The organism is Desulfitobacterium sp. LBE (assembly GCF_007830365.1).
In the GTDB taxonomy this organism is placed as follows: domain Bacteria; phylum Bacillota; class Desulfitobacteriia; order Desulfitobacteriales; family Desulfitobacteriaceae; genus Desulfitobacterium; species Desulfitobacterium hafniense.
On sequence record NZ_VLKD01000001.1, the window covers coordinates 614,209 to 634,319 of the forward strand.

Genomic DNA, 20,111 nt, shown 5'->3' on the forward strand with positions numbered 1-20,111 from the left:
GTTTCATGGACACAAGAAAAGAGCTTCAAGGACATTTGCTGGCATTTATGACGATTTTTATTTGGGGTACAACCTTTATATCCACCAAGTTGCTTTTAGAATCCATAACGCCTGTGGAAATACTGTTCCTAAGGTTTGCGATTGGTTTTCTTATCTTGCTCCTCGCTTATCCTCATAGGCTCAGGATCAGGGAAAGAAAGCAGGATCTATATTTTGCCGCCGCCGGTTTATGCGGGGTTACCCTGTATTTCCTGCTTGAAAATATAGCATTAACCTATACTTTCGCCTCCAATGTAGGGGTAATTGTCGCAATCTCACCTTTTTTTACCGCCCTGTTTGCTCATCTGTTTTTAGATACTGAGAAACTGAGAGTGCGGTTTTTTATAGGTTTTAGCGTTGCTGTTGTCGGGATTATCCTGATCAGCTTTAACGGAAGCAACAACCTGCAACTGAATCCCTTGGGAGATATACTGGCTGTTTTAGCTGCCGTGGTATGGGCCGCCTATTCTGTGCTGACCAAGAAAATAAGCGGGTTTCACTACAACACCATTCAGGCAACACGGAGAATTTTCTTCTATGGGTTGGTGTTTATGATACCCGCTTTATGCATATTGGGGTTCAATCCGGACATAACTGAATTAACACGACCAAATAACCTATTCAATATTCTGTTTTTAGGGTTGGGGGCATCGGCGCTTTGCTTTGTGACCTGGAACTCGGCGGTGAAACTATTGGGCGCAGTCAAAACCAGCGTCTATATTTATCTGGTTCCCGTCATAACCGTTATTACTGCCGTAATTGTGCTGCGTGAGGAAATTACCGGAGTTTCAGTATTGGGAATTGTACTGACATTAACAGGGTTATTGATTTCGGAGAGGAAAGGCAGGCATATCCCTCAGCAGACAGAAGCGAGTAAAGCTTAGCAACCCCAAATGACATTTTAAGCATAGTCAAATGGCTATGCTTTTTATTTGCCGCTGTGAACTTGAGAAGTGTGACCCAAAACACAACACCAGAGTCTGAGGATGGTACAATAAGTTCAAATGATGAGCAATGGAGGAGGCATAATGATCGATCATCCTGGCTTTGTCCTGGAGCACTGCCGGAGAAACTGCGGTAAATCTGCTCAGGACTGGTCTTTATTACACCAACAGTTAGAGCAGATGCTCAAGAATCTGGATTTATTATCCCATTTGAAGCAAAAGTTTCCGGTGATTCATTATCATCATTTACCGAAGATCAGCATAGCCGGTTGTCCTAACGCTTGTTCCCAGCCCCAAATCAAAGATATCGGTCTGACTGGTTTTCTTATGCCTAAGCTCACGGAGGCAAGGTGTACGGGCTGCCAGGCCTGCTGCCGTTCTTGTCAGGAAGGTGCCTTATCCTGGCAGGGAGAGCTGGAATTTGAGCCGACGAAGTGCATTGGCTGCGGGGATTGTGTCCGTTCCTGCCCCACAGGCAAAATCCTCCCTGGGGAATCGGGATGGACTCTTCATCTCGGCGGACGCCTGGGAAGGCATCCCCAATTGGCGCGATTGTCCAGGGAAAAGCTCCAGACTTCTGAACTTCCCCGGATCATTGGCCGCATCCTTGAAGACTATATAGACAATGGCCTGCCTCAGGAAAGGCTTACTCATTTTCTGGACCGCCGACCGCATCTGTAAGGTTTTACAAAGAGTTTTGGCGTTCGTGAATCCAGCTCCTCAGTTGCTCTAAATCGCTGATGGTGATTTGTTTTTTCTCCATTTTAAGTATTCCTAAATCCCGCAATTCGCTTAAGATGCGGCTCACGGATTCCCGCGCTAAGCTGCACATTCCCGCCAGCTCGGTAGCGGTCAGAGGAACAGTGATCAGAATTCCCTCAGGGGTCTCCTGGCCGTGGACATGAGCCAGGGCAAAGAGTTTGGCCCCCAGCCGGGAACGAGCATCCCCCAGAGCGATGTTTTTGATTTGCCGGTAGGCTCTGCGGAGATCCAAAGCCATGTTTTGATAAAAAGGCAGAAGGGTGGAAGGATTTTCCTTAAAATATTGGACCAGTGCTTTGCGATCCAAAACGAAAACATCGGAGGCTTCAGCAGTGAGGGCTGCATAAGGATAAGTTTTACTATCTAAAACAACTTCCGGAAAAAATGCGGGCGGCTGCAGAATCCGGAAAATTTTTTCGGTAAATTCACTCATAAGCAGGATTTGAATGCGGCCTTTGAGCAAAAAATAAACTGAGTTGCTTTCTTCTCCGAAAAAGAAAAGGAATTGCTTTGCTGCATAATGGCGAACCCGTCCATGAGCAGAACAAAACTCCCAAAATGAATCGGGCAGTTCCTGCCAGTTAGGATTGCTTTTAAATAGTTCAAACCCGGTGATATTACTAGCCATACTTCTCTTCCTCTCATAAACTATCATAGAAGTTTATTATGAAGAAAATTCTCTATTCCTTGGCAGAAACCCTTTAAAAGTAGAAAAAACTATTTTCTTGAGCAGTGAGACATTCCCTGATTGCTGCTTATGGTTTATAATAGGGAATGGCCGAGCCATATTTCCTACTGACTGAAGCAAGTCTGACGCTATCTACGGAATTTTGGCCGTTTCAGAAATATCTGAAACCAGGGTATGCTTAGAAATGAACATGCCTTCCGTAAAGAAAAGGAGGAACCCCTATGCAGAAGGTTAAAGTACAGGATGCGATTGGATCGGTGCTTATGCACGATCTGACACAAATTATTCCAGGAAAAACAAAAGACGCCCGCTTTAGAAAGGGTCATGTGATCAAAGAAGAGGATATTCCCACCCTGCTTAGTATGGGAAAAGAGCATATTTTTGTCTGGGATCAGACTCCGGGTCTTATTCACGAAGATGAAGCGGCGGAGCGCCTGGCCAAGGCTGTGGCCGGTCCGGGGCTTTCTTTCAGTGAAACGAAAGAGGGAAAGGTCAATCTGATTGCTGAAGAGGATGGTTTAATCTATGCTTCGGAAGAAGGGATCTACGCCCTTAATTCTTTGGAATATATTATTCTTGCCACCCTTCATAATCACCGCCCGGTGAAGAAAGGGCAGAAGATAGCCGGGACCAGAGTAGTTCCTTTGATGATTGATGAAAATGTCGTGATCGAAGCGGAAGGAATCGCCCGCCGCTTCGAGGAACCCATTCTGCAAATCCGCCCCCTGCAATCCAAAAAGGTTGGGGTGGTGACCACGGGAAGTGAAGTATACCATGGCCGTATCCAGGATAAATTCGGACCGGTTCTGCAAAGAAAAGTGGCTGAATGGGGTTCTGTCCTGCTGGGGCAAACCTTCGCCGACGATGATGTGGAGATGATTCAGGAACGCATCCGCGAGCATATCGAACAAGGCGCGGAAATGGTCCTGGTCACCGGCGGCATGTCCGTGGATCCCGATGATTTAACCCCTACAGCCATCAAAGGTCTGGGGGGAGAGTTGATCACTTATGGCACTCCTGTTCTTCCCGGAGCCATGCTGTTGCTGGCTTACCTGGATGATATCCCGATTCTGGGATTGCCCGGATGTGTCATGTACTCAAGAAAAACGGTCTTTGACCTGGTGGCCACCCGCATTCTGGCCGGTGAGCGGCTTACCCGCCTGGAAATTGCCAAATACGGTCATGGCGGCTTGTGCCTGGAGTGTCCGGAATGTACCTATCCTCACTGTCCCTTCGGCAAATAAGCGTTAAAGAAAACCCGGCTTCGCCGTGCCTTAAACGCATACTTACGAAGGAGGCGAAGTCGCTGGTTGCCCTTATACTTTCTGATAGTGCAAGGTAAGGGAGCCTCGCCCAACGGCTTTAGGTAATTTAAAGCAGTTGGCGAGGCTCCCTTTTTTTACAACCATTGCTCAGCCAAATTACCAACCTGTTGGCAATTTGGCTGAGCAATGGACCGTTGATAAAAGAGCTGGCGCCGCTTCTTCAGGAGAAGACTTTTTTAGAGATCTGCCATAGATCACTGAGGTTCCGGCAGGGAAAAACCCGGGTGCAATAGTTTCTGTACTCGTTCATAAGATTGTCCGGCAAAGTCCAATCCTTTTCAGCCAAGGGGTTCAGCCAGAAGACATGCTTAATCTTCCCTTGGATCTCCTGCAGATAGTCTGCTTGGGCCGGGCGGAAATTGTTGCGGCCATCTCCCATAATCAACAGGGTTCCCCGGGTGGAAAGTGAAGGCAGGACATCCCGGGCAAAGTCTTTAAATACCTTGCCATAATCGGTAAAGCCGGAAGAATGCTTACGGCCCCAGGAACGGATCTCGGCCATGGAGTCGCCGCTTGCCAGCCATTCTTCATGGGTGATATCCCAGATGCCATCGATGAAAAGGTAAAGCCGCACTTTACGAAAGCGGGATTTCATACGTTGGCATAAGTAGAGAAGGAATTGCGAAAAAGGAGCCACAGAGTTGGATACATCACATAAGACGATGAGCTCGGGATGCTTTAAGGCGGGAGTTTCATACTCGAAGCGAAAGACGGCTCCATTACCCCGCACCATTTCTTGGAGCAAAGAGGAGATGCGCAGCCTGCCCCGGGAAGCTTTCTTTTTCCGCAAGCCCCGATGAACGGCCAATTGGTTACCCATCTGCCGGAGGGCTTGCTGGACCATCCCTTCTTCAGCGGCGGTAAATGAATTGAGGGGCTTAAAGCGCCAATTTATTTCACGGAAGCTGTCCCAGCGATTCTGCTCGGATAAACGTTCCTGCCAAAGAACCTGGTGAATCCGGCGCTGCCAGAAGTCCTGATAAGCTTCGAATTTCTGCCACTGGTCTTCCGGGACTTCCCCCCGCTCTCTAGCCAGCTCCAAAGAATTGGACCAAGTCAAAAACCCTGACTGCCCCAGGATGAATCTGACCTGCTTTCCCAAATCGGATTCCTGTGTTTCTTCTTCCTCGATGGTACTGGGGAAGCCTTTAAGCCCCATCAAGTAATGAAGATCCGGCATTTGAAAGGAAATGGACCGGGCTGGGGAAGACTCTCCCGCTGATTTAAGGTGCAGAGTGATTCCTCCTTGCCCGGTACCGATGCCCTGATGGGAGCCATCCCCAGCCTCCCCTTGGTCTGAGTCTGTACATTGCCCAGGCGCGGTATGTTCTGAATCCGGAGAGGATGGAGCTGGGGCCAGGAGTTCATAGACCATGTCGAAAAGCTGCTGATCCTCCTGGCGATGGACGAAGAGAGATTTAAGCACGAGCTTAGGCGCCAGGTCCGGGTACCGGGTTAAGGCCTTTAAAGCATCCTCAACCTCATCCAGGGTGATATGGATGCCCACCGAACGCAGTGCCGAGATAAGCTTCAGCAGCTGCCAGCCGTTGATCGTTAATTCTTTCATGGCTGCACCCCGCCTTAAGCCTGAGTTCTTCTGGCAGCTTCCTGTTGCCAGGCTTTTAAACGATCCTCAAGTTTTGCCAAATCACTGGGATATTTTAAAAGTATGGATAGGGTACCTGACAATTGCTGCATATCGAGGGAGTCCTGGCGCAGAATATGGAGAGCCCGGGCAAAGTCCATGCTTTCGGAGACACTGGGCAATTTGCGCAAAGGGATCTTGCGGATTTTGGCCACAAATTCACAGACATCCTGAATTAAGGCTGCGGCAACTTCCGGACACCGTTGCGCGAGAATCCTCATTTCCTGTTCCACATCGGGATAAGCTAAAAGCAGATGAACACATCGCCTTCTTAAAGCTTCGGAAAGATCCCGGGTGTTGTTGCTGGTTAAGAGGACGATGGGGGAATTTTGGGCTTTAAAGGTTCCTACTTCCGGAATGGTGACTTGAAATTCGGCAAGCAGCTCCAGCAAAAAGCTTTCAAATTCTTCATCGCTTTTGTCCAGTTCATCAATTAAAAGAATAACGGGCTCTTCCGCAAGCACAGTTTGCAGCAAAGGCCTGGCCAATAAAAACTCCGGTCCATAAATATTCTCCTTAATCTCTTCCCAGCCGGAGATTCCCACCTGCAGACGCAGTAATTGTTTGGCATAATCCCATTCATAAAGGGCTTTACTTAAATCCAGCCCTTCATAGCACTGGAGGCGGATCAGTCTGCGGCCGGTGCTGCGGGCCAGAGCCAGGGCCAGCTGAGTTTTGCCGACTCCCGCCGGTCCTTCAATAAGACAGGGTTTGTGAAGGGCCAGGGCCAAAAATAAAGTGGTCCCTTTATCCTGATCAAGGATATAACCTTCCTGTTCCAAAGCATTCATTAATTCCCGAGGAGATTCCCACATCATGAATCCTCCCTTCCAGACCTTACTAGAATTTTACACGCTTTATCAAAGATTGACAATTATAAATAGGGGAGTTAGGATAAGCTTGACATCCCCTGGTACTCTGAAACGCTTAAACTATTGAGGGGTTATCTCACATATACATATGGAAAGGCAGGTAGAATTTCATGAACAAAAAAATTGCCATCCCTACCGAAGGGGAGAAGGTTAATGCCCATTTTGGCCGCAGTCAGGCCTTTACCCTTTTTCTCATTGAAGAGGGTAAGGTATCCGGTCAGGAACGGATTGATACGGCTGATTTCCAACATCAGCATGAAGGAATCGCCCAGCTTCTCAAGTCTAAAGGAGTGGAAACTGTCATCTGTGGCGGGATTGGCCCCGGAGCCATTACCGGCTTGGAAAATGCCGGAATAGAGGTGTTAAGAGGAGCCAATGGCCCGGCTTTGGAGGCAGCTCAAGCCTATGCGGCAGGGACCTTTGTCTCCACCAATGCTGTCTGCAACCATAGTCATGACCACGATCACCACGGTCACGGTCATGACCATGATCACCATCATCATCATTAATGAGATTAATCTTTAACTTCAGATAACTGCATATTGATCAGCAAATTAACTCAGAATAAATCATGGGTGCTCAAACTATAGCGTAGAAAGGGCTGATTACGGCATGGGAAAACATAAAAAAGTCTCACGTCCAAAATCTCCTGTTACCGTGAGAGACCCCCATTATCAGGAGTATGATAAGCAAAAAGAGCGGAACATCTACGACTACAAAGGATACAGGCATCCGTAAACCATGGGGGGACAGTCCAACTGTTCCCTCTTTTTCACTGTTAGAAAGTATAACTTCGTTGCATACTTTCCTCCAGCATAAGTGCAACCAACGATTTCGCCTTTCTGGATGCGTGATTAAAAGGCACGGCGAAACCGGGTTTTCTTTATCATTTGACAGGGATTTTCGTCACTCTTGCCCCTGCTCCTGAATATACTTAGTGTTGCAGGAATAAAGCATGGAAAGGGGAGTCCTTATGGCCAAGAATCCAGTCATTAGAAAAATGTTCCCCGGTGGTGTTACTTATCTTGGTTTTTACTCCTATTATCATTACCTGGCGGACGCTGCCGCCCGGCATATCTATGTGATCAAGGGTGGCCCAGGTGTGGGGAAATCAACCTTCATGAAAAAAATTGGGGAAGAAATGCTCAAAGCAGGTTTTGATCTGGAGTATCATTGTTGTTCCTCCGATAATCAGTCCATAGACGGTATTGTTATTCCAGAGCTGGGGATTGCTTTACTGGACGGTACTGCTCCCCATGTGGTGGACCCCAAGATCCCCGGTGCGGTTGACGAAATCATTAATCTGGGCGAATACTGGGATGAATCCTTGATCCGGCCTTACAAAAAAGAGATTATTGCTTGCAGTCAGGAGATCAGCCGCTGCTTTGAAAGCGCTTATTTTGCCCTGAAGGATGCCAAAAACGCTATGGATGAATGGGAATTCTATATTAAGCCCAATCAGGATTGGCAAAGGATCAATCAAATCTACCTTAAAACGAAGCAAGAGCTTTTTAAAACCCCATCAAGCCAAGGCGCCGGCAAAACCCGTCATTTATTTGCCTGGGCTCATACTCCCCAAGGCAGAACCCAACATATTGACAGCCTTATTCAAGGCATGGATTCTCTGTACTCCTTAAAGGGGCAGGCGGGAACGGGAAAATCGACCCTTTTGGCACGCCTGGCCGAGGAGGCTAAAGTTCTCAATTATGATCTGGAAATCTATCATAATGCCCTTGAGCCGGATAAGATCGATCTGCTCCTGATCCCTGAGCTGCATACTGCCCTGGTTATTTCTTCAGAGCATTATCCCTATCATCCGGAATTCAGCGGTACCCTTCATTCCCTTGACTTGGACAGTGGGCTCCATAGAGCAGGGCTCAACGGCACCCTGGATTTTATTGACTCGTGCCGGAACAGGGTAGAGGAAAGCATACTGCGGGCCCAATCCCATTCGCAAAGAGCAAAAACACTCCATGATCAACTTGAAGAATATTATATCCCAGCCATGGATTTTGAGGCTATCGATGAGAAACGCCGTTCTATTTTAAAGTCGATCATGGAAAATTATTCATAAAGTCTGGACCATAAACACTTTATCAGGTATTCTATAAATAAGGGGAGAAGACTTTAATGCAGAGCAACAGGCTGTGCAATTTTTTTACCCTGCCGGGGAACTATAACTTGGATATGAAGCATAAACATCCCAATATCTGGCCAAATCATAAGCTAATAAGGTTGATTTTAAGGAGGGTTTTCCTGAATGAGTGTGCGAATTGCAATTAACGGCTTTGGGCGAATCGGTCGGCTTTCCATGCGGGCAATCCTGGAACGAAAAAGTTCCCTGGACATTGTTGCTGTTAATGATCTGGGGAGTCCGGATCTGTTAGGTCATTTATTCAAGTATGATTCAATTCATGATATCCTGCCTTATGATGTTGAGGTCAAGGAAAACACCCTTGAAGTTTTGGACCAAAAGGTGGCTTTTTTGGCGGAAAAAGATCCTGGGAAACTTCCCTGGCGGGAGCTGGGGGTAGATCTGGTGATTGAAGCTACGGGGCGCTTTACCAAGCGGGAGCAGGCGGCGTTGCATCTCCAGGCCGGAGCGAAAAAGGTGATCATTTCCGCTCCGGGAAAAGACGAAGATATCACGATTGTGATGGGGGTAAACGAACATCTCTATAACCCCGCTGAGCACCATATCCTCTCCAATGCCTCCTGTACCACCAATGGTTTGGCCCCCCTGGCCAAGGTTTTACTCGAAGAATTTGGGATCGAGCAGGGCATGATGACCACCACCCATTCGGTGACCAATGACCAGCGGATTCTGGATTTGGAGCATAAGGATTGGCGGCGGGCCCGGGCGGCCTACGAATCGATGATTCCTACGACCACAGGAGCAACCAAGGCGGTGGAACTGGTGCTTCCCGACTTAAAGGGCAAGCTCAAAGGATTAGCGGTGAGGGTTCCTACCCCTAATGTCTCGCTTATTGATTTTGTGGCTAATTTAAGCCGTTCCACCACCAAAGAAGAAGTAAATCAAAAACTTAGGGAAGCCGCCGAGGGAAGCCTCAAAGGCTACCTGGCTTATTCCGAGCTGCCTTTAGTTTCCCACGACTTTAATGGCAACCCTCACAGTGCCATTGTTGACGGGTTGTCTACGCTGATCCTGGGAGAGCGCATGGTCAAGGTCCTGGCCTGGTATGACAACGAGTGGGGATACTCCAATCGGATTGTGGACTTGGTGGAATACATCGCCGGCCAAGGACTATAAGAAGCCTCTATCTTTTTGTGGAAAAGAATAGTAAACTTTCTATGTATGGTTTTTTATAGCAGATTTCTGACATTCTACAAAATAAACGACGGAGGTAATCTATGCGCCGCACCAAAATAGTATGTACCATCGGACCGTCCAGTGAATCCAATGAGAAGATTCGCCAATTACTTAAGGCCGGCATGAATGTAGCCCGTTTAAATTTCTCTCATGGAACCCATGGTGAGCATGGCAAGCGGATACGAACTTTAAGAGAAGAAGCACAGAAACTCGGTGTTCATTTAGGGGTTCTTCTGGACACCAAAGGCCCGGAAATCAGAACGGGAACGGTTCCGGAGGAGGGAGTTCAATTAAACAGCGGTGATACCTTTATTCTTGATACCGATCTATCGACTCTGGGGTCCGCAGAGCGGGTGGGTATAACCTACCTTCAGCTTTGGCAGGAGGTTCATCAGGGTACCCATATCCTTCTTGATGATGGTCTCATCGACCTTGAAGTCATTGCCAGTGAGGAAGGAAAGATCATCACCAAAATCCAAAATGGCGGAGTTCTTAAATCGAAAAAAGGGGTCAATGTGCCAGGTGTTCCGATTCAGCTGCCGGCGATTACGGAAAAAGATCGTGATGATATCATCTTTGGCTTAAGGGAAGGAATCGACTTTATTGCTGCTTCTTTTGCCCGCAAGGCTGCCGATATTTTGGCCGTAAGGCGTTTGGTTGAGGAAGAAGGGGCCAATGTCAAGATTATCGCTAAGATTGAAAACCGCGCAGGTATCGAGCATTTAGATGAGATCCTGGAGGTTGCCGACGGTCTGATGGTAGCCCGCGGGGATCTGGGAGTGGAGGTGCCTGTAGAAGAGGTCCCCATTCATCAAAAGGACATGATTGAAAAATGCCATCATCTGGGTAAACCCGTCATCGTGGCTACACAGATGCTGGATTCCATGATCCGCAACCCGCGGCCGACCCGGGCGGAAGCCAGTGATGTGGCTAATGCTATTTTAGACGGTACCGATGCCATCATGCTTTCCGGGGAGACGGCTGCCGGACAGTATCCGGTAGAAGCTGTGGAAATGATGAATAAGATAGCTCTGCAGATCGAAAAACATTATGAGCCGCGGAAGATTTATGACCCCCATATCAATATTGCCGAAGCCATCAGTCATGCCAGCTATACCGTAGCCAGAGATCTGGAAGCGGCCGCTATTCTTACTCCTACTCATTCCGGGCTGACGGCCCGCATGATCTCCAAGTACCGTCCCACCTCCCTGATTATTGCTGCCACACCTTTTGTTCATGTAGCCCGCCAACTCTCTTTGACCTGGGGAATTTATCCTTTGCTGATTCCCGAGAGCTTAGGTACGGACCAGCTTTTATCGGTTTCTGTGAATGAAGCGATTTCCCATCACCTGATCAAGACCGGTGATGTGGTTGTCATTACTGCAGGGGTTCCCGTTGGTAAAGTAGGGACCACCAATATCATTAAAGTCCAGGTCATCGGGGATGTGATCGCGAAAGGAACGGGGATAGGCCGCAAAGCTTATTCCGGAACGGCACGGATAGCCACTTCGGCTGCTCTGGAGCTTTTCCAAAAAGGAGATATCCTGGTAGCGCCTTATACCGATAAAGAGCTGATCCCCTTAATCGCTAAAGCCGGGGCAATTCTGGTGGAAGAAGGGGGACTCACCTCCCATGGGGCGATAGCCGCCTTAAACTATGGCATTCCGGCTATTGTCGGTGCCGCCGATGTGCTGATGAAGGTTAAGGATGGGCAAGTGCTGACTGTGGATGCTTTGGCAGGTGTGGTCTATGAGGGCACCGTCAGTATTATCTAGTCAGGTCGCAGCAACTCAAACCAGGTAATCTACAACTCAAATCAGGCAATCTATACAAATGCTCCCTCAAGGCCGCTGTTTTGTCAAACAGCTGACCTGGAGGGAGCATCCTTGATCTGGAAAGGCTTCCTGTTGGATAGATGTCGGTTACTATAGATGCCGATTGCTTTCCTGCACTTCTTCAGTGTTGACTCCGGCATTGGGAGTCTGGGTATCCACGGTATCCTGATCGATGGTGCTTTGTGTGCGTTCATTCAGTATTTCAATCATCCCTGCATCGCTCAATTCCCCGGCGATTTCAAAGAGTGAGTCCTTTTGATCGGGAGCCAGCTGATTAACAAAGCGGTTGATTTTGACTGGAGGCACAAGATTACGAAATTTTACTCCACCATATTTCATGACTCGTTCCGGCAAAGACAATCCCTCCTCAAGAAAGCATAATCATGTGTTTAGAATTAGTATGCTTGCTTGAGGATTTATCATACGCCGGCGAGAAAAAACAATCCGATCCGCTTAGGATTTTTCAACCTTTACCTGACTGAGACTATCAATGACCTGGCCGCGGATAAAGCCCAGATATTCCTGCCGAAGAGCTTCCTGCTCAGCTTTTTCCCATTCTTCCAAGCCAATTGTTCTCTGCTTCCGTGAAAGCTCATTAATGCGCTCAATAAGAGTATTGATTTCCATGGTTGTAACTCCTTTTTCTTTTCAACCCTCAGCCAAGGGCAAGATAATTTTCTTTAATCGTGGCGATTCTATGATATAATATTTAATGAGACTTGTCCAATTGGAAAGGGGGCTTAGACGGTATTAGTCAGAGCATAAAAGAGAACCTGACTAAGGTGTTGGGAAGGTTTTCTGAGTCAAAGGTAGCTTGGGAATTTCCCAAAATCGTCCTTGGGGTGATGGGACTGATGGTAGTATTAGGTGGCGGCCTTTATTACAGCCAGACAACCACGGCAGCCGCACTGATGCTTAATGGTCAGGAAATTGGGTATGTAGCATCCCCGGACGAAGGCAAACAATTGGTGGATTCCATCCTTGTTTCCCAAGGGGACTCCTCAGGTCTTGTTGCAAAGACTCATGATCAAATCGAGTTCCAGGATACGCGGATCAGGAAAGGGACTCTTCAGGAGAACTCTGTAACAGAAGCTAAGCTGAACAATTTAATAAGTACATATTTTGAAGGAGTGCAATTTTCTATCGAAGATGCTCCTATAGCAATCCTGCCCAGTGAAGACGATTTCCAGAAGGTTCTCCAAGCTTATCAAGAAATCTATGCCAAACCCAGTGAAAATAATACCATCACTTCCGTAGAATTCAAAGAACTGATTTCTTCTCAGCCTGTGGAAGTGCAGCAGGCGGAATTTAGTTCGCCGGAGATGGTTCTGGAAACCTTAAGGAAAGGACATGAAGCCAGAACAGAGTATGTGGTTCAACCCAATGACTCCTGGTGGCTAATCGCCCGCAAAAACGATATGCTGACCAAGGAAGTATTGGCCGGGAACCCGGGTATGGATGAAGATAAGACTCTTCAGGTTGGTGAAAAAATAAACTTGGTCAAAGTGACCCCTTATCTCACCGTAGTAAGTAAGGGAATCTATACAGGTACCGAGACGATTCCCTTTGATGTTGAATCGAAAACCGATTATAGTTTGCCCAGCGGTTCTTCAGTGGTTCGCCAGGAGGGAAGCGATGGCAGCAAAAAGGTCACCTATTCCTATGTTCAGGAAAACGGCAAGAACATAGAAAAAGAAGTGTTGGAAGAAAAAATCATCCAACAGCCGGTGACTCAAGTGATTGCCAAAGGACCCACCTACGCATCGGCCAATGTAGCCCTTTCCCGGGGAAGCGGCAAAGTCAGCGGCTTGGGTTGGCCTCTCAGAGGAGGGCTTAATTCCTATTACGGCTACCGCTGGGGAAGTTTTCATACCGGTTTGGATATTGGCGGCGATACAGGACAGCCTTTTGTGGCTGCAGCCGGCGGCACAGTATCCTCGGTGGGCTGGAGCGGCGGCTATGGCAATATGATTCTTATCGATCATGGCAATGGTGTGGCTACCCGTTATGCCCACGCCTCCAAAGTAAGCGTTTCCAATGGACAACAAATAAGCAAAGGGGAGTCCATAGGCCTTGTGGGCTCAACCGGCCGTTCAACAGGACCTCATTTGCACTTTGAAGTGATCATTAATGGCGATACAGTCAATCCTCTTAACTATTTACCGTAAAAATAGTGTAAAAATCGAACTAATATGTAAAAGGTAGACACTTCAAAAATGAGGTGTCTATTTTTTTGCCCAATTCTGGAATAAATCGTTGGGTATTCATACTTAGCAAAACGGGAACAGCTTCTTTTATATATTACTGTTATAATAAAGCAATCCTATGGAAGAAAGGCACAGGTGCTGGGCATTGAATTATAGGAAAGAAATTGAAAAATGTATTGAATTCATTGAAGACCATATAAAAGAAGATATTACTATTGAAGAAATCGCTAATCAATCAGGGTATTCTCTTTACCATTTTTGCAGAGTTTTTAGTCTATGTAAGGGTATATCTGTTATGGAATACATACGAGGACGCAGGTTAGCTTTAGCAGCAACAGAATTATTCAAGGGCAGAAAAATTCTTGATATTGCTTTTGATTATGGATTTGAAACACCCAGCGGATTTGCTAAAGCTTTTCGTAAAGCTTATGGTTATAGTCCCACACAGTATATGATGCGGATGCCTCAATATGCTGATACAAAAACAACATTTGAAATTGGCGGCTATATTATGAAGCCTGTTATGGTTAAAAGACCTGCATTTAAGGTTGCCGGTTATGGAATCAAAACCAATATTACCGGGGTTACTTATACAAAAGATATTGCATCTTACTGGAGCAATTATGAAGGTAAAAATTTAGAAAGCAAAATGTACAAAATTTTAAATCCGGCTGAACATGGTGAAGTGGGCTTGTGTGTTCCGTTATCTGAAGATGGAAATGTAATATATCTTTTAGGTGTAATTGTTGATGACTTTTCAAAGGTAGAGGAAGATATGCTGACAGTAGAGGTTCCGGAGGCCGAGTATGCAGTTTTTACAACGGTTCCTGTGGATACTTCAAATGACAAAAAACAAATAGAGTTTGCAGAGATTATTGCAAGGACATGGAAATATATTTTTGAAGATTGGTTTAAAGGTAGTGAGTATATTTACGATGAAAGTAAAATTGATTTTGAATTCTACGATGAACGCTGTCATCACAGAAAAGATACCGTTATGGATATTTATATTCCCATTAGAAGTGGATTAAAGTAAAAAGTTTAGAATAAATAAAGAACGAAAGGAGCTAAAATATGTTAAGTTATTATGGCAGATTATCTTCAGAGGTATATGATATAGATAAACCCATAGATCATTCTTTTAGAGATGTGGAATTTTACATTGATAGATTAAACTTGTGCAGGGGGCATATTCTTGAGCCTGCAGCTGGAACTGGCCGTGTGCTGGTTCCACTTTTGGAAAAAGGATTTAAAGTAGATGGATTTGACAGTTCGAAAGACATGCTGAATATATGCCGTGATAATTGCAGAAAAAAGGGTCTTAATCCTAAGCTTTTTGAAGCGAAGATGGAATCTTTTATACAGGATACGAGATATGATGCGATTTTAGTTCCAGCGGGAACGTTCCTGCTGCTGCACCAAAGAGCGGACTCAATAAGGGCATTGCAGAATTTCCATAAGCATTTATGTACCGGAGGACGATTAATTATTGATATATTAATGCAGACAGATTTTTCTACAGGTACGGTTTCTACAAGAACATGGGTCTGTTCTAATGGTGATATAATTACTTTAGAAAGTAAAGTCGTGGAAGTTGACTATATAAATCAATATACTGTTTCTCACAACAGGTATGAAAAATGGCGTGAGGGAGTGCTTATTCAAACTGAATTAGAGCGCTTTCCGTTACGATGGTATGGACTGGAAGAATTTAAATTGATACTTGAAAGCACGGGGTTTAAAGATATAGTGATTTCTTCAGATTATAAATTTGGACAGTATCCATCAAATGTTAAAGATGTCATTACTTTTGAAGCTGTGGCTATTAACTAAAAATAGTTTGTTCAGAGTCCTGAAAAACTCTGAACAAAAATAGCATTCTATGATAAAATAAAAAACATAGAATGTTATTTTTACGGTAAACAAAAAGCGCCATGGTGGCGCTTTTTGTTTACATCACATCCCAGCCAGGATGAGAAAGGCTGTTCTGAAAAAACTCAGAAAAGCCCCTAAGCGTTGTAAACCCAATTAAAGATAAAAATAGAGGGTATTAAGGAGGACGTGTTATGTTTTTAACCCATCAGACTCCGGTACGAGTCCGTTATGCCGAAACAGACCAAATGGGCGTCGTCTATCATTCCAATTATTTCATCTGGTTTGAGATAGGCCGGGCCGAACTGCTGCGCAATGCCGGATTAGCCTATACCACCTTTGAAGAACAAGGTCTGGCCGTTGCGGTGGTTGATGCCGGCTGTCGTTATCGCCGCCCGGCACTCTATGATGATCAGCTGGTCATTGAAACAAGCCTGGAAAGCTTTTCCTCGCGCAAACTCACCTTTACCTACAAAGTGCTTAGAGCTGACACCTTGTTAGCCGAGGGAACAACGATTCATGTCTTTGTGGATCGCACAGGAAGAAGCACTGATGCCCGGAATTATCCCATCTGGAAAGAATTTGAAGAGATTGTCAATGAAAACAAAGAGAGCGAAAAGGCAGAAGCGTAGGTTTAATTCCATCTACCGCTTGGTTGGGGGTGTCGCCAACTACTTCAGTATAAGTAGTGACGATGCTCCCTTTTTAATTGAGCCGCCTGGTTAGAAAAAGGCCAGGAAATTCTCTCCGCCCAGGGTAAGGTTATTGAAATAGTTAAAGAATTATGGTATTATGTATACACAATACAATGTGCTGATAAGCAAGGAGGGATTTCCATGTTTCTGGTCACATGGATAGAAGCGGAAGAAATCAATTATCGTTTGGTTAAGAAACATGAGCTCTCACAGTTTATTTCGACACATCTCATTACTCCTTTGGATAATCATCTGATGGTCCAGGAATTAATTGTCTAGTGAGTATTTAAAATGGAATATTGTGCATAAAATAGGATAAGCCCACGTAAATGTGGGTTTTTTTGTATAATAAAGTATTAGCAAAGTATAAGATACAAAGCAGGAAAAGCCCTTAATTTTCACGAATAATATTTACTTAGTACAAAAGGAGGTAAAGATATGAGTTACATAGTCCTTGTCGACAGTTCCTGTGATTTGCCAAGCGACTTAAGCCAAAAAGAAGGCATCGTGGTCGTCCCCATGCCTGTTAGCATAGAAGGAAAGACCTATTCTGAAGGGGTCGATATTTTCCCTGCTGGGTTTTATCCTCGGTTTTCTGAGTTCAAGGAACTGCCGAAAACATCGCAGCCGAATCCGGGGACGCTCAAAGATGCCTATGAGGCAATCCTTGCCCAGGGGCATGAAGTGGTGGCCATTCATCTTTCGTCAGGCTTGAGTTCCACCTTCAGCACGGCCCAGATGGTGCGCGAGATGTGTTCTCAGCCGGAAAAGATACATGTTATCGATAGTTTAGGGGCATCCTTAGGTTACGGGCTATTGGCTCTGGCGGCCAATCGGCTTGTGAAAGAAGCTAATTCCTGGGAAGAAGCTGAAGCACAAATTTTCCAGGTGCGCCGGCAAATGCGGTATGTTTTTACTCCCGATACTTTGGATTACCTCGTCAAAGGCGGCCGGGTCAGCAAGACGGCCGGTTTCATCGGCGGCTTACTGGATGTTAAGCCTATTCTCAATATTACTGCCGAGGGCCGCATCGAGCCTCTGACCAAAGTACGTTCCCGGAAAGCTGCTCTGCGCAAATTGGTTGAATTGATTCAGGAAGAAATCCGTCATCCTGAAGAGCAGGAGATCGGTATTTCTCAGGCGGCGTGCCTGGAGGAAGCCAGAGCGCTGGCTGAGGAAATTAAAATGAAAGTACCTGTCAAGGATGTTATCATTAGTGATATAGGTTGTGTGGTAGGAAGCCATACCGGTCCTGGTACTATCGCATTATTCTACCAACGCTAATAGGGGGAACATCATTGAAACGCATAATTGCTCTCATCACCTTATTATTATATTTTTTCATCTTTGTCCCGGCTCTGACAGCGGCGCCTGAAACACAAACAGCAGCCCCTCCGGAAATCAGCGGGGAAGCCGCCTACCTGATCGATGTGCAATCAGGACAGACATTGTATAGTAAAAACGGTGATCAGCTTATGGCTCCTGCCAGTACGACCAAAATCATGACAGGGCTTTTAGGGATAGAATTGGGGAATCCGGAGGATATCGTTACTGCCAGCGAAACTATGCTGGATTATAACACAGTTTATGGGACACGGATTTATTTGGAACCCGGGGAGCAGCTTTCTCTGGAGGATATGCTCTACGCACTCCTGCTCAATTCAGCCAATGATGCCGCAGTAGCCATCGCCGAGCATATCAGCGGCAATACCGCCGCTTTTGTCAGCTTAATGAATCAGAGGGCCGCAGACCTGGGGTTAAAAAATACCATCTTTAAAAATCCCAGTGGCTTGAATGAAGAAGGACATTTAACCACAGCTCATGATCTGGCCCGCATTGCTCAAGCCGCTTATGCCAATCCAGTGTTCAGGGATTACATAAAAACCAAGTCCCATGTTATCCCCAGGGCAAAAGAAAATGTACCCATCGAAATGATCAATGAAAATAAGCTCCTTTGGCGTGATGATACGATTACAGGGATGAAGACGGGATATACTTCCGTCGCCCAGAACTGTTTAGTCGCCTCGGCATCCCGGGATGGTCGTGATGTGATTGGAGTGATTCTCAAATCTCCCGGCCGGGAAATCTACACAGATATGCAGGCTTTATTGGACTATGGATTTGAACAGTTTGAGAACACGCTCTATAAAGGGGTAGGGGACTCCTTGGGTCAGCTGGAAATTCAAGGCCAGCCGGTTAATCTCCTCATCGATCAAGCCCTGTGGATTACGCAAAAAAAGGATGCCACCTTGCCTCAGCCGCGCATCAACATTCTGCCTATAGATGGGGAATTGGCAGAAGTTGCGGAGGGACAAGTCCTTACCCGCCTTGAGGTGTGGGAAGGTGAAGAATGTTTAAGAGTCGTTCCTTTAGCCGCGGATCGGAATATCATAACTGAAGCCGCCGTTGAAAAAAAATCCTATGCTTTATTCACCGGTTTGGGACTTATGGTCAGCGGGGTTATACTTTACGGAGCAGTACAGCAAAGAAAACATGCGGAACGGAGAAGAGAGCGGGCTAAACTGCGGCAAGACAGAATTCAGGATCCTAACAGATGCCAGCGCCGATGAGAGTATTTCAAAAAATGAGATACTCTCATTTTTTGTTAACAAAAAAGGCAGGCGATATTTAGAAATGTTCGTGAAAGAACTTGCAAATTTTCGTGAATATTTTAACATAGTCTGAAAAATCTAAAAATTATAGCAAACTTTGCAGGATTTTATGTGGTGGTAACGAATATAGATTTTTATAGATTAGAAACCCTACAGATTCAGAGGTCTACAAGGGGTATATGGAGGTATTGTAATGGGAAAATTAGATTTTCTTCAAGCCCGTGGAATCAGTCGTCGTGACTTCATGAAACTCATGGCCGCCACAACTGCAGCTCTTGGCCTGCCTGAAGTCCTGGCTCCGCAAGCGGCAAAAGCTGTGGAAGCAGCAATGGAAAAACCCCCTGTCATTTGGCTGCATGGTATGGAATGTACTGGCTGCAGTGAATCCTTACTGGCGACGCTTAATCCCAGTATCGAATCATTAGTACTTGATACTCTTTCCATTCGATACCATGAAACCATTATGGCCGCATCCGGTCATGTAGCAGAACAAGCTTATCAAGATACTCTCGATGAGAAGTTTGTGCTTGTGGTGGAAGGCTCCGTTCCGGCATCGGAAGCAACCGATTCGTACTGTATGGTGGGAGGGAAACCTTTCCGGGAAACAGTACTGGAAGCCGCTGCCAAAGCCCAGGCGGTTATAGCGGTTGGAAGCTGCGCCACCGACGGAGCTGGGATCCCTGGTGCATGTGAGATTAAGCCCATTGGGGTCAGAGAGCTTTTGCAAAAGCACAATATAGCGGCTCCTGTGATTAATCTTCCCTGCTGTCCGGTTAAGCCCAATACCCTGATTGGCACCATTGTTTATTATCTTACCTTTAGCGCTGTTCCGGAGCTTGATGAGCAAGCCCGTCCCCTGGTTTACTACGGCAAGCTGCTTCATGACAACTGCCCCCGCCGTGGTCAGTTTGAAGCCGGCAATTTCTTGTCCGATTGGAATGATCCTGCCCAAAAGGATTATTGTTTGCTCCTCAAAGGGTGCAAAGGACCGAAAACCTATACGGATTGTGCTCAAGTCTGGTGGAATGACAATGCGAATTTCTGCATCAACGCCGGTTCTCCTTGTTCCGGATGTTCAGAATCCGGTTTCTATGGCCAATTCAGTCCTCTTTACGCCAAACAAGAAAACTTCTCCTTGCCGGGACTCGGTCAGATTCATGCCGATACCGTTGGCAAAGTTGTGGGCGGGGCAACTGTCGTAGGGCTTGGTGCACACCTGATCGCCACAGTTGCCAGCGGCAGACTAAAAAATAATGACTCGGAGCAGAAGAAGGAGGACTAAGA

At 46.3% G+C, this 20,111-nt stretch carries 20 protein-coding genes and 1 riboswitch; of the genes, 15 read left to right on the top strand and 5 right to left on the bottom strand.

The annotated features are described in order from the left end of the window. Nucleotides 1–5: 5 nt before the first annotated feature. Complete coding sequence (locus DESLBE_RS02910) at nucleotides 6–923, top strand: DMT family transporter (RefSeq protein ID WP_015944215.1); 918 nt, start codon at nucleotides 6–8, stop codon at nucleotides 921–923. A gap of 144 nt (nucleotides 924–1,067) precedes the next feature. Further along, nucleotides 1,068–1,664, top strand: a complete 597-nt coding sequence (locus DESLBE_RS02915; RefSeq protein WP_144675030.1) for a 4Fe-4S dicluster domain-containing protein — start codon at nucleotides 1,068–1,070, stop codon at nucleotides 1,662–1,664. A 4-nt stretch (nucleotides 1,665–1,668) separates the two neighbouring features. On the opposite strand, the gene DESLBE_RS02920 is transcribed toward DESLBE_RS02915, so the two are convergent. Continuing rightward, nucleotides 1,669–2,373, bottom strand: a complete 705-nt coding sequence (locus DESLBE_RS02920) for a Crp/Fnr family transcriptional regulator (RefSeq protein ID WP_015944214.1) — start codon at nucleotides 2,371–2,373, stop codon at nucleotides 1,669–1,671. 136 nt (nucleotides 2,374–2,509) lie between these two features. After that, a riboswitch (molybdenum cofactor riboswitch) is annotated at nucleotides 2,510–2,662 on the top strand. Between DESLBE_RS02920 and DESLBE_RS02925 the strand changes: the two genes are divergently transcribed. Beyond that, a complete protein-coding gene (locus DESLBE_RS02925; protein ID WP_144675031.1) occupies nucleotides 2,655–3,677 on the top strand; it encodes a molybdopterin-binding protein in 1,023 nt (340 codons plus the stop codon). Its footprint overlaps the riboswitch before it by 8 nt. 241 nt (nucleotides 3,678–3,918) lie before the next feature. Here DESLBE_RS02925 and DESLBE_RS02930 read toward each other — a convergent pair whose 3' ends face one another. After that, nucleotides 3,919–5,325, bottom strand: coding sequence for a VWA domain-containing protein (locus DESLBE_RS02930; RefSeq protein WP_144675032.1), 1,407 nt, complete (start codon nucleotides 5,323–5,325; stop codon nucleotides 3,919–3,921). Between the two features lie 14 nt (nucleotides 5,326–5,339). After that, nucleotides 5,340–6,221, bottom strand: coding sequence for a MoxR family ATPase (locus DESLBE_RS02935; protein ID WP_172625356.1), 882 nt, complete (start codon nucleotides 6,219–6,221; stop codon nucleotides 5,340–5,342). 164 nt (nucleotides 6,222–6,385) lie between these two features. Between DESLBE_RS02935 and DESLBE_RS02940 the strand changes: the two genes are divergently transcribed. The 4 genes from DESLBE_RS02940 to pyk all read left to right on the top strand — a co-directional run bounded on the left by DESLBE_RS02940 (nucleotide 6,386) and on the right by pyk (nucleotide 11,381). Continuing rightward, nucleotides 6,386–6,784: a NifB/NifX family molybdenum-iron cluster-binding protein gene (locus tag DESLBE_RS02940; protein WP_005811644.1), complete on the top strand. Its 399-nt coding sequence runs from the start codon at nucleotides 6,386–6,388 to the stop codon at nucleotides 6,782–6,784. Nucleotides 6,785–7,248: 464 nt separating this feature from the next. Next, nucleotides 7,249–8,349, top strand: a complete 1,101-nt coding sequence (locus DESLBE_RS02950) for a PRK06851 family protein (RefSeq protein ID WP_144675034.1) — start codon at nucleotides 7,249–7,251, stop codon at nucleotides 8,347–8,349. Nucleotides 8,350–8,535: 186 nt separating this feature from the next. Then, a complete protein-coding gene (gene gap / locus DESLBE_RS02955; protein ID WP_144675036.1) occupies nucleotides 8,536–9,546 on the top strand; it encodes a type I glyceraldehyde-3-phosphate dehydrogenase in 1,011 nt (336 codons plus the stop codon). 101 nt (nucleotides 9,547–9,647) lie between these two features. Further along, the gene (gene pyk, locus DESLBE_RS02960) at nucleotides 9,648–11,381 is read left to right on the top strand and encodes a pyruvate kinase (RefSeq protein ID WP_144675038.1); all 1,734 of its coding nucleotides are present in this window, start codon (nucleotides 9,648–9,650) and stop codon (nucleotides 11,379–11,381) included. 150 nt (nucleotides 11,382–11,531) lie between these two features. Here the strand turns inward: pyk and DESLBE_RS02965 are convergent, their stop codons facing one another. Further along, nucleotides 11,532–11,795, bottom strand: coding sequence for a hypothetical protein (locus DESLBE_RS02965; RefSeq protein WP_015944211.1), 264 nt, complete (start codon nucleotides 11,793–11,795; stop codon nucleotides 11,532–11,534). Between the two features lie 99 nt (nucleotides 11,796–11,894). Further along, nucleotides 11,895–12,068 (bottom strand): DUF896 domain-containing protein, encoded by a 174-nt coding sequence (locus DESLBE_RS02970; protein ID WP_005811630.1) that lies wholly within the window; start codon nucleotides 12,066–12,068, stop codon nucleotides 11,895–11,897. A gap of 92 nt (nucleotides 12,069–12,160) precedes the next feature. Between DESLBE_RS02970 and DESLBE_RS02975 the strand changes: the two genes are divergently transcribed. From DESLBE_RS02975 to DESLBE_RS03005, 8 genes are all read left to right on the top strand, one after another. After that, nucleotides 12,161–13,609: a M23 family metallopeptidase gene (locus tag DESLBE_RS02975; RefSeq protein ID WP_005811628.1), complete on the top strand. Its 1,449-nt coding sequence runs from the start codon at nucleotides 12,161–12,163 to the stop codon at nucleotides 13,607–13,609. Between the two features lie 184 nt (nucleotides 13,610–13,793). Next, nucleotides 13,794–14,684, top strand: coding sequence for an AraC family transcriptional regulator (locus tag DESLBE_RS02980; RefSeq protein WP_144675040.1), 891 nt, complete (start codon nucleotides 13,794–13,796; stop codon nucleotides 14,682–14,684). A gap of 38 nt (nucleotides 14,685–14,722) precedes the next feature. Continuing rightward, nucleotides 14,723–15,481 carry a class I SAM-dependent methyltransferase gene (locus DESLBE_RS02985; protein ID WP_144675042.1) on the top strand — a complete coding sequence of 253 codons (759 nt, stop codon included), beginning with the start codon at nucleotides 14,723–14,725 and terminating at the stop codon, nucleotides 15,479–15,481. 233 nt (nucleotides 15,482–15,714) lie between these two features. Beyond that, nucleotides 15,715–16,152: a thioesterase family protein gene (locus DESLBE_RS02990; RefSeq protein ID WP_005811622.1), complete on the top strand. Its 438-nt coding sequence runs from the start codon at nucleotides 15,715–15,717 to the stop codon at nucleotides 16,150–16,152. Between the two features lie 204 nt (nucleotides 16,153–16,356). Continuing rightward, the gene (locus DESLBE_RS26465) at nucleotides 16,357–16,494 is read left to right on the top strand and encodes a hypothetical protein (protein ID WP_005811620.1); all 138 of its coding nucleotides are present in this window, start codon (nucleotides 16,357–16,359) and stop codon (nucleotides 16,492–16,494) included. Nucleotides 16,495–16,653: 159 nt separating this feature from the next. Beyond that, nucleotides 16,654–17,499, top strand: coding sequence for a DegV family protein (locus DESLBE_RS02995; RefSeq protein ID WP_005811618.1), 846 nt, complete (start codon nucleotides 16,654–16,656; stop codon nucleotides 17,497–17,499). A 14-nt stretch (nucleotides 17,500–17,513) separates the two neighbouring features. Continuing rightward, a complete protein-coding gene (locus DESLBE_RS03000; RefSeq protein WP_144675044.1) occupies nucleotides 17,514–18,785 on the top strand; it encodes a D-alanyl-D-alanine carboxypeptidase family protein in 1,272 nt (423 codons plus the stop codon). A gap of 235 nt (nucleotides 18,786–19,020) precedes the next feature. Further along, complete coding sequence (locus DESLBE_RS03005; protein WP_144675046.1) at nucleotides 19,021–20,109, top strand: hydrogenase small subunit; 1,089 nt, start codon at nucleotides 19,021–19,023, stop codon at nucleotides 20,107–20,109. Nucleotides 20,110–20,111 lie beyond the last annotated feature (2 nt).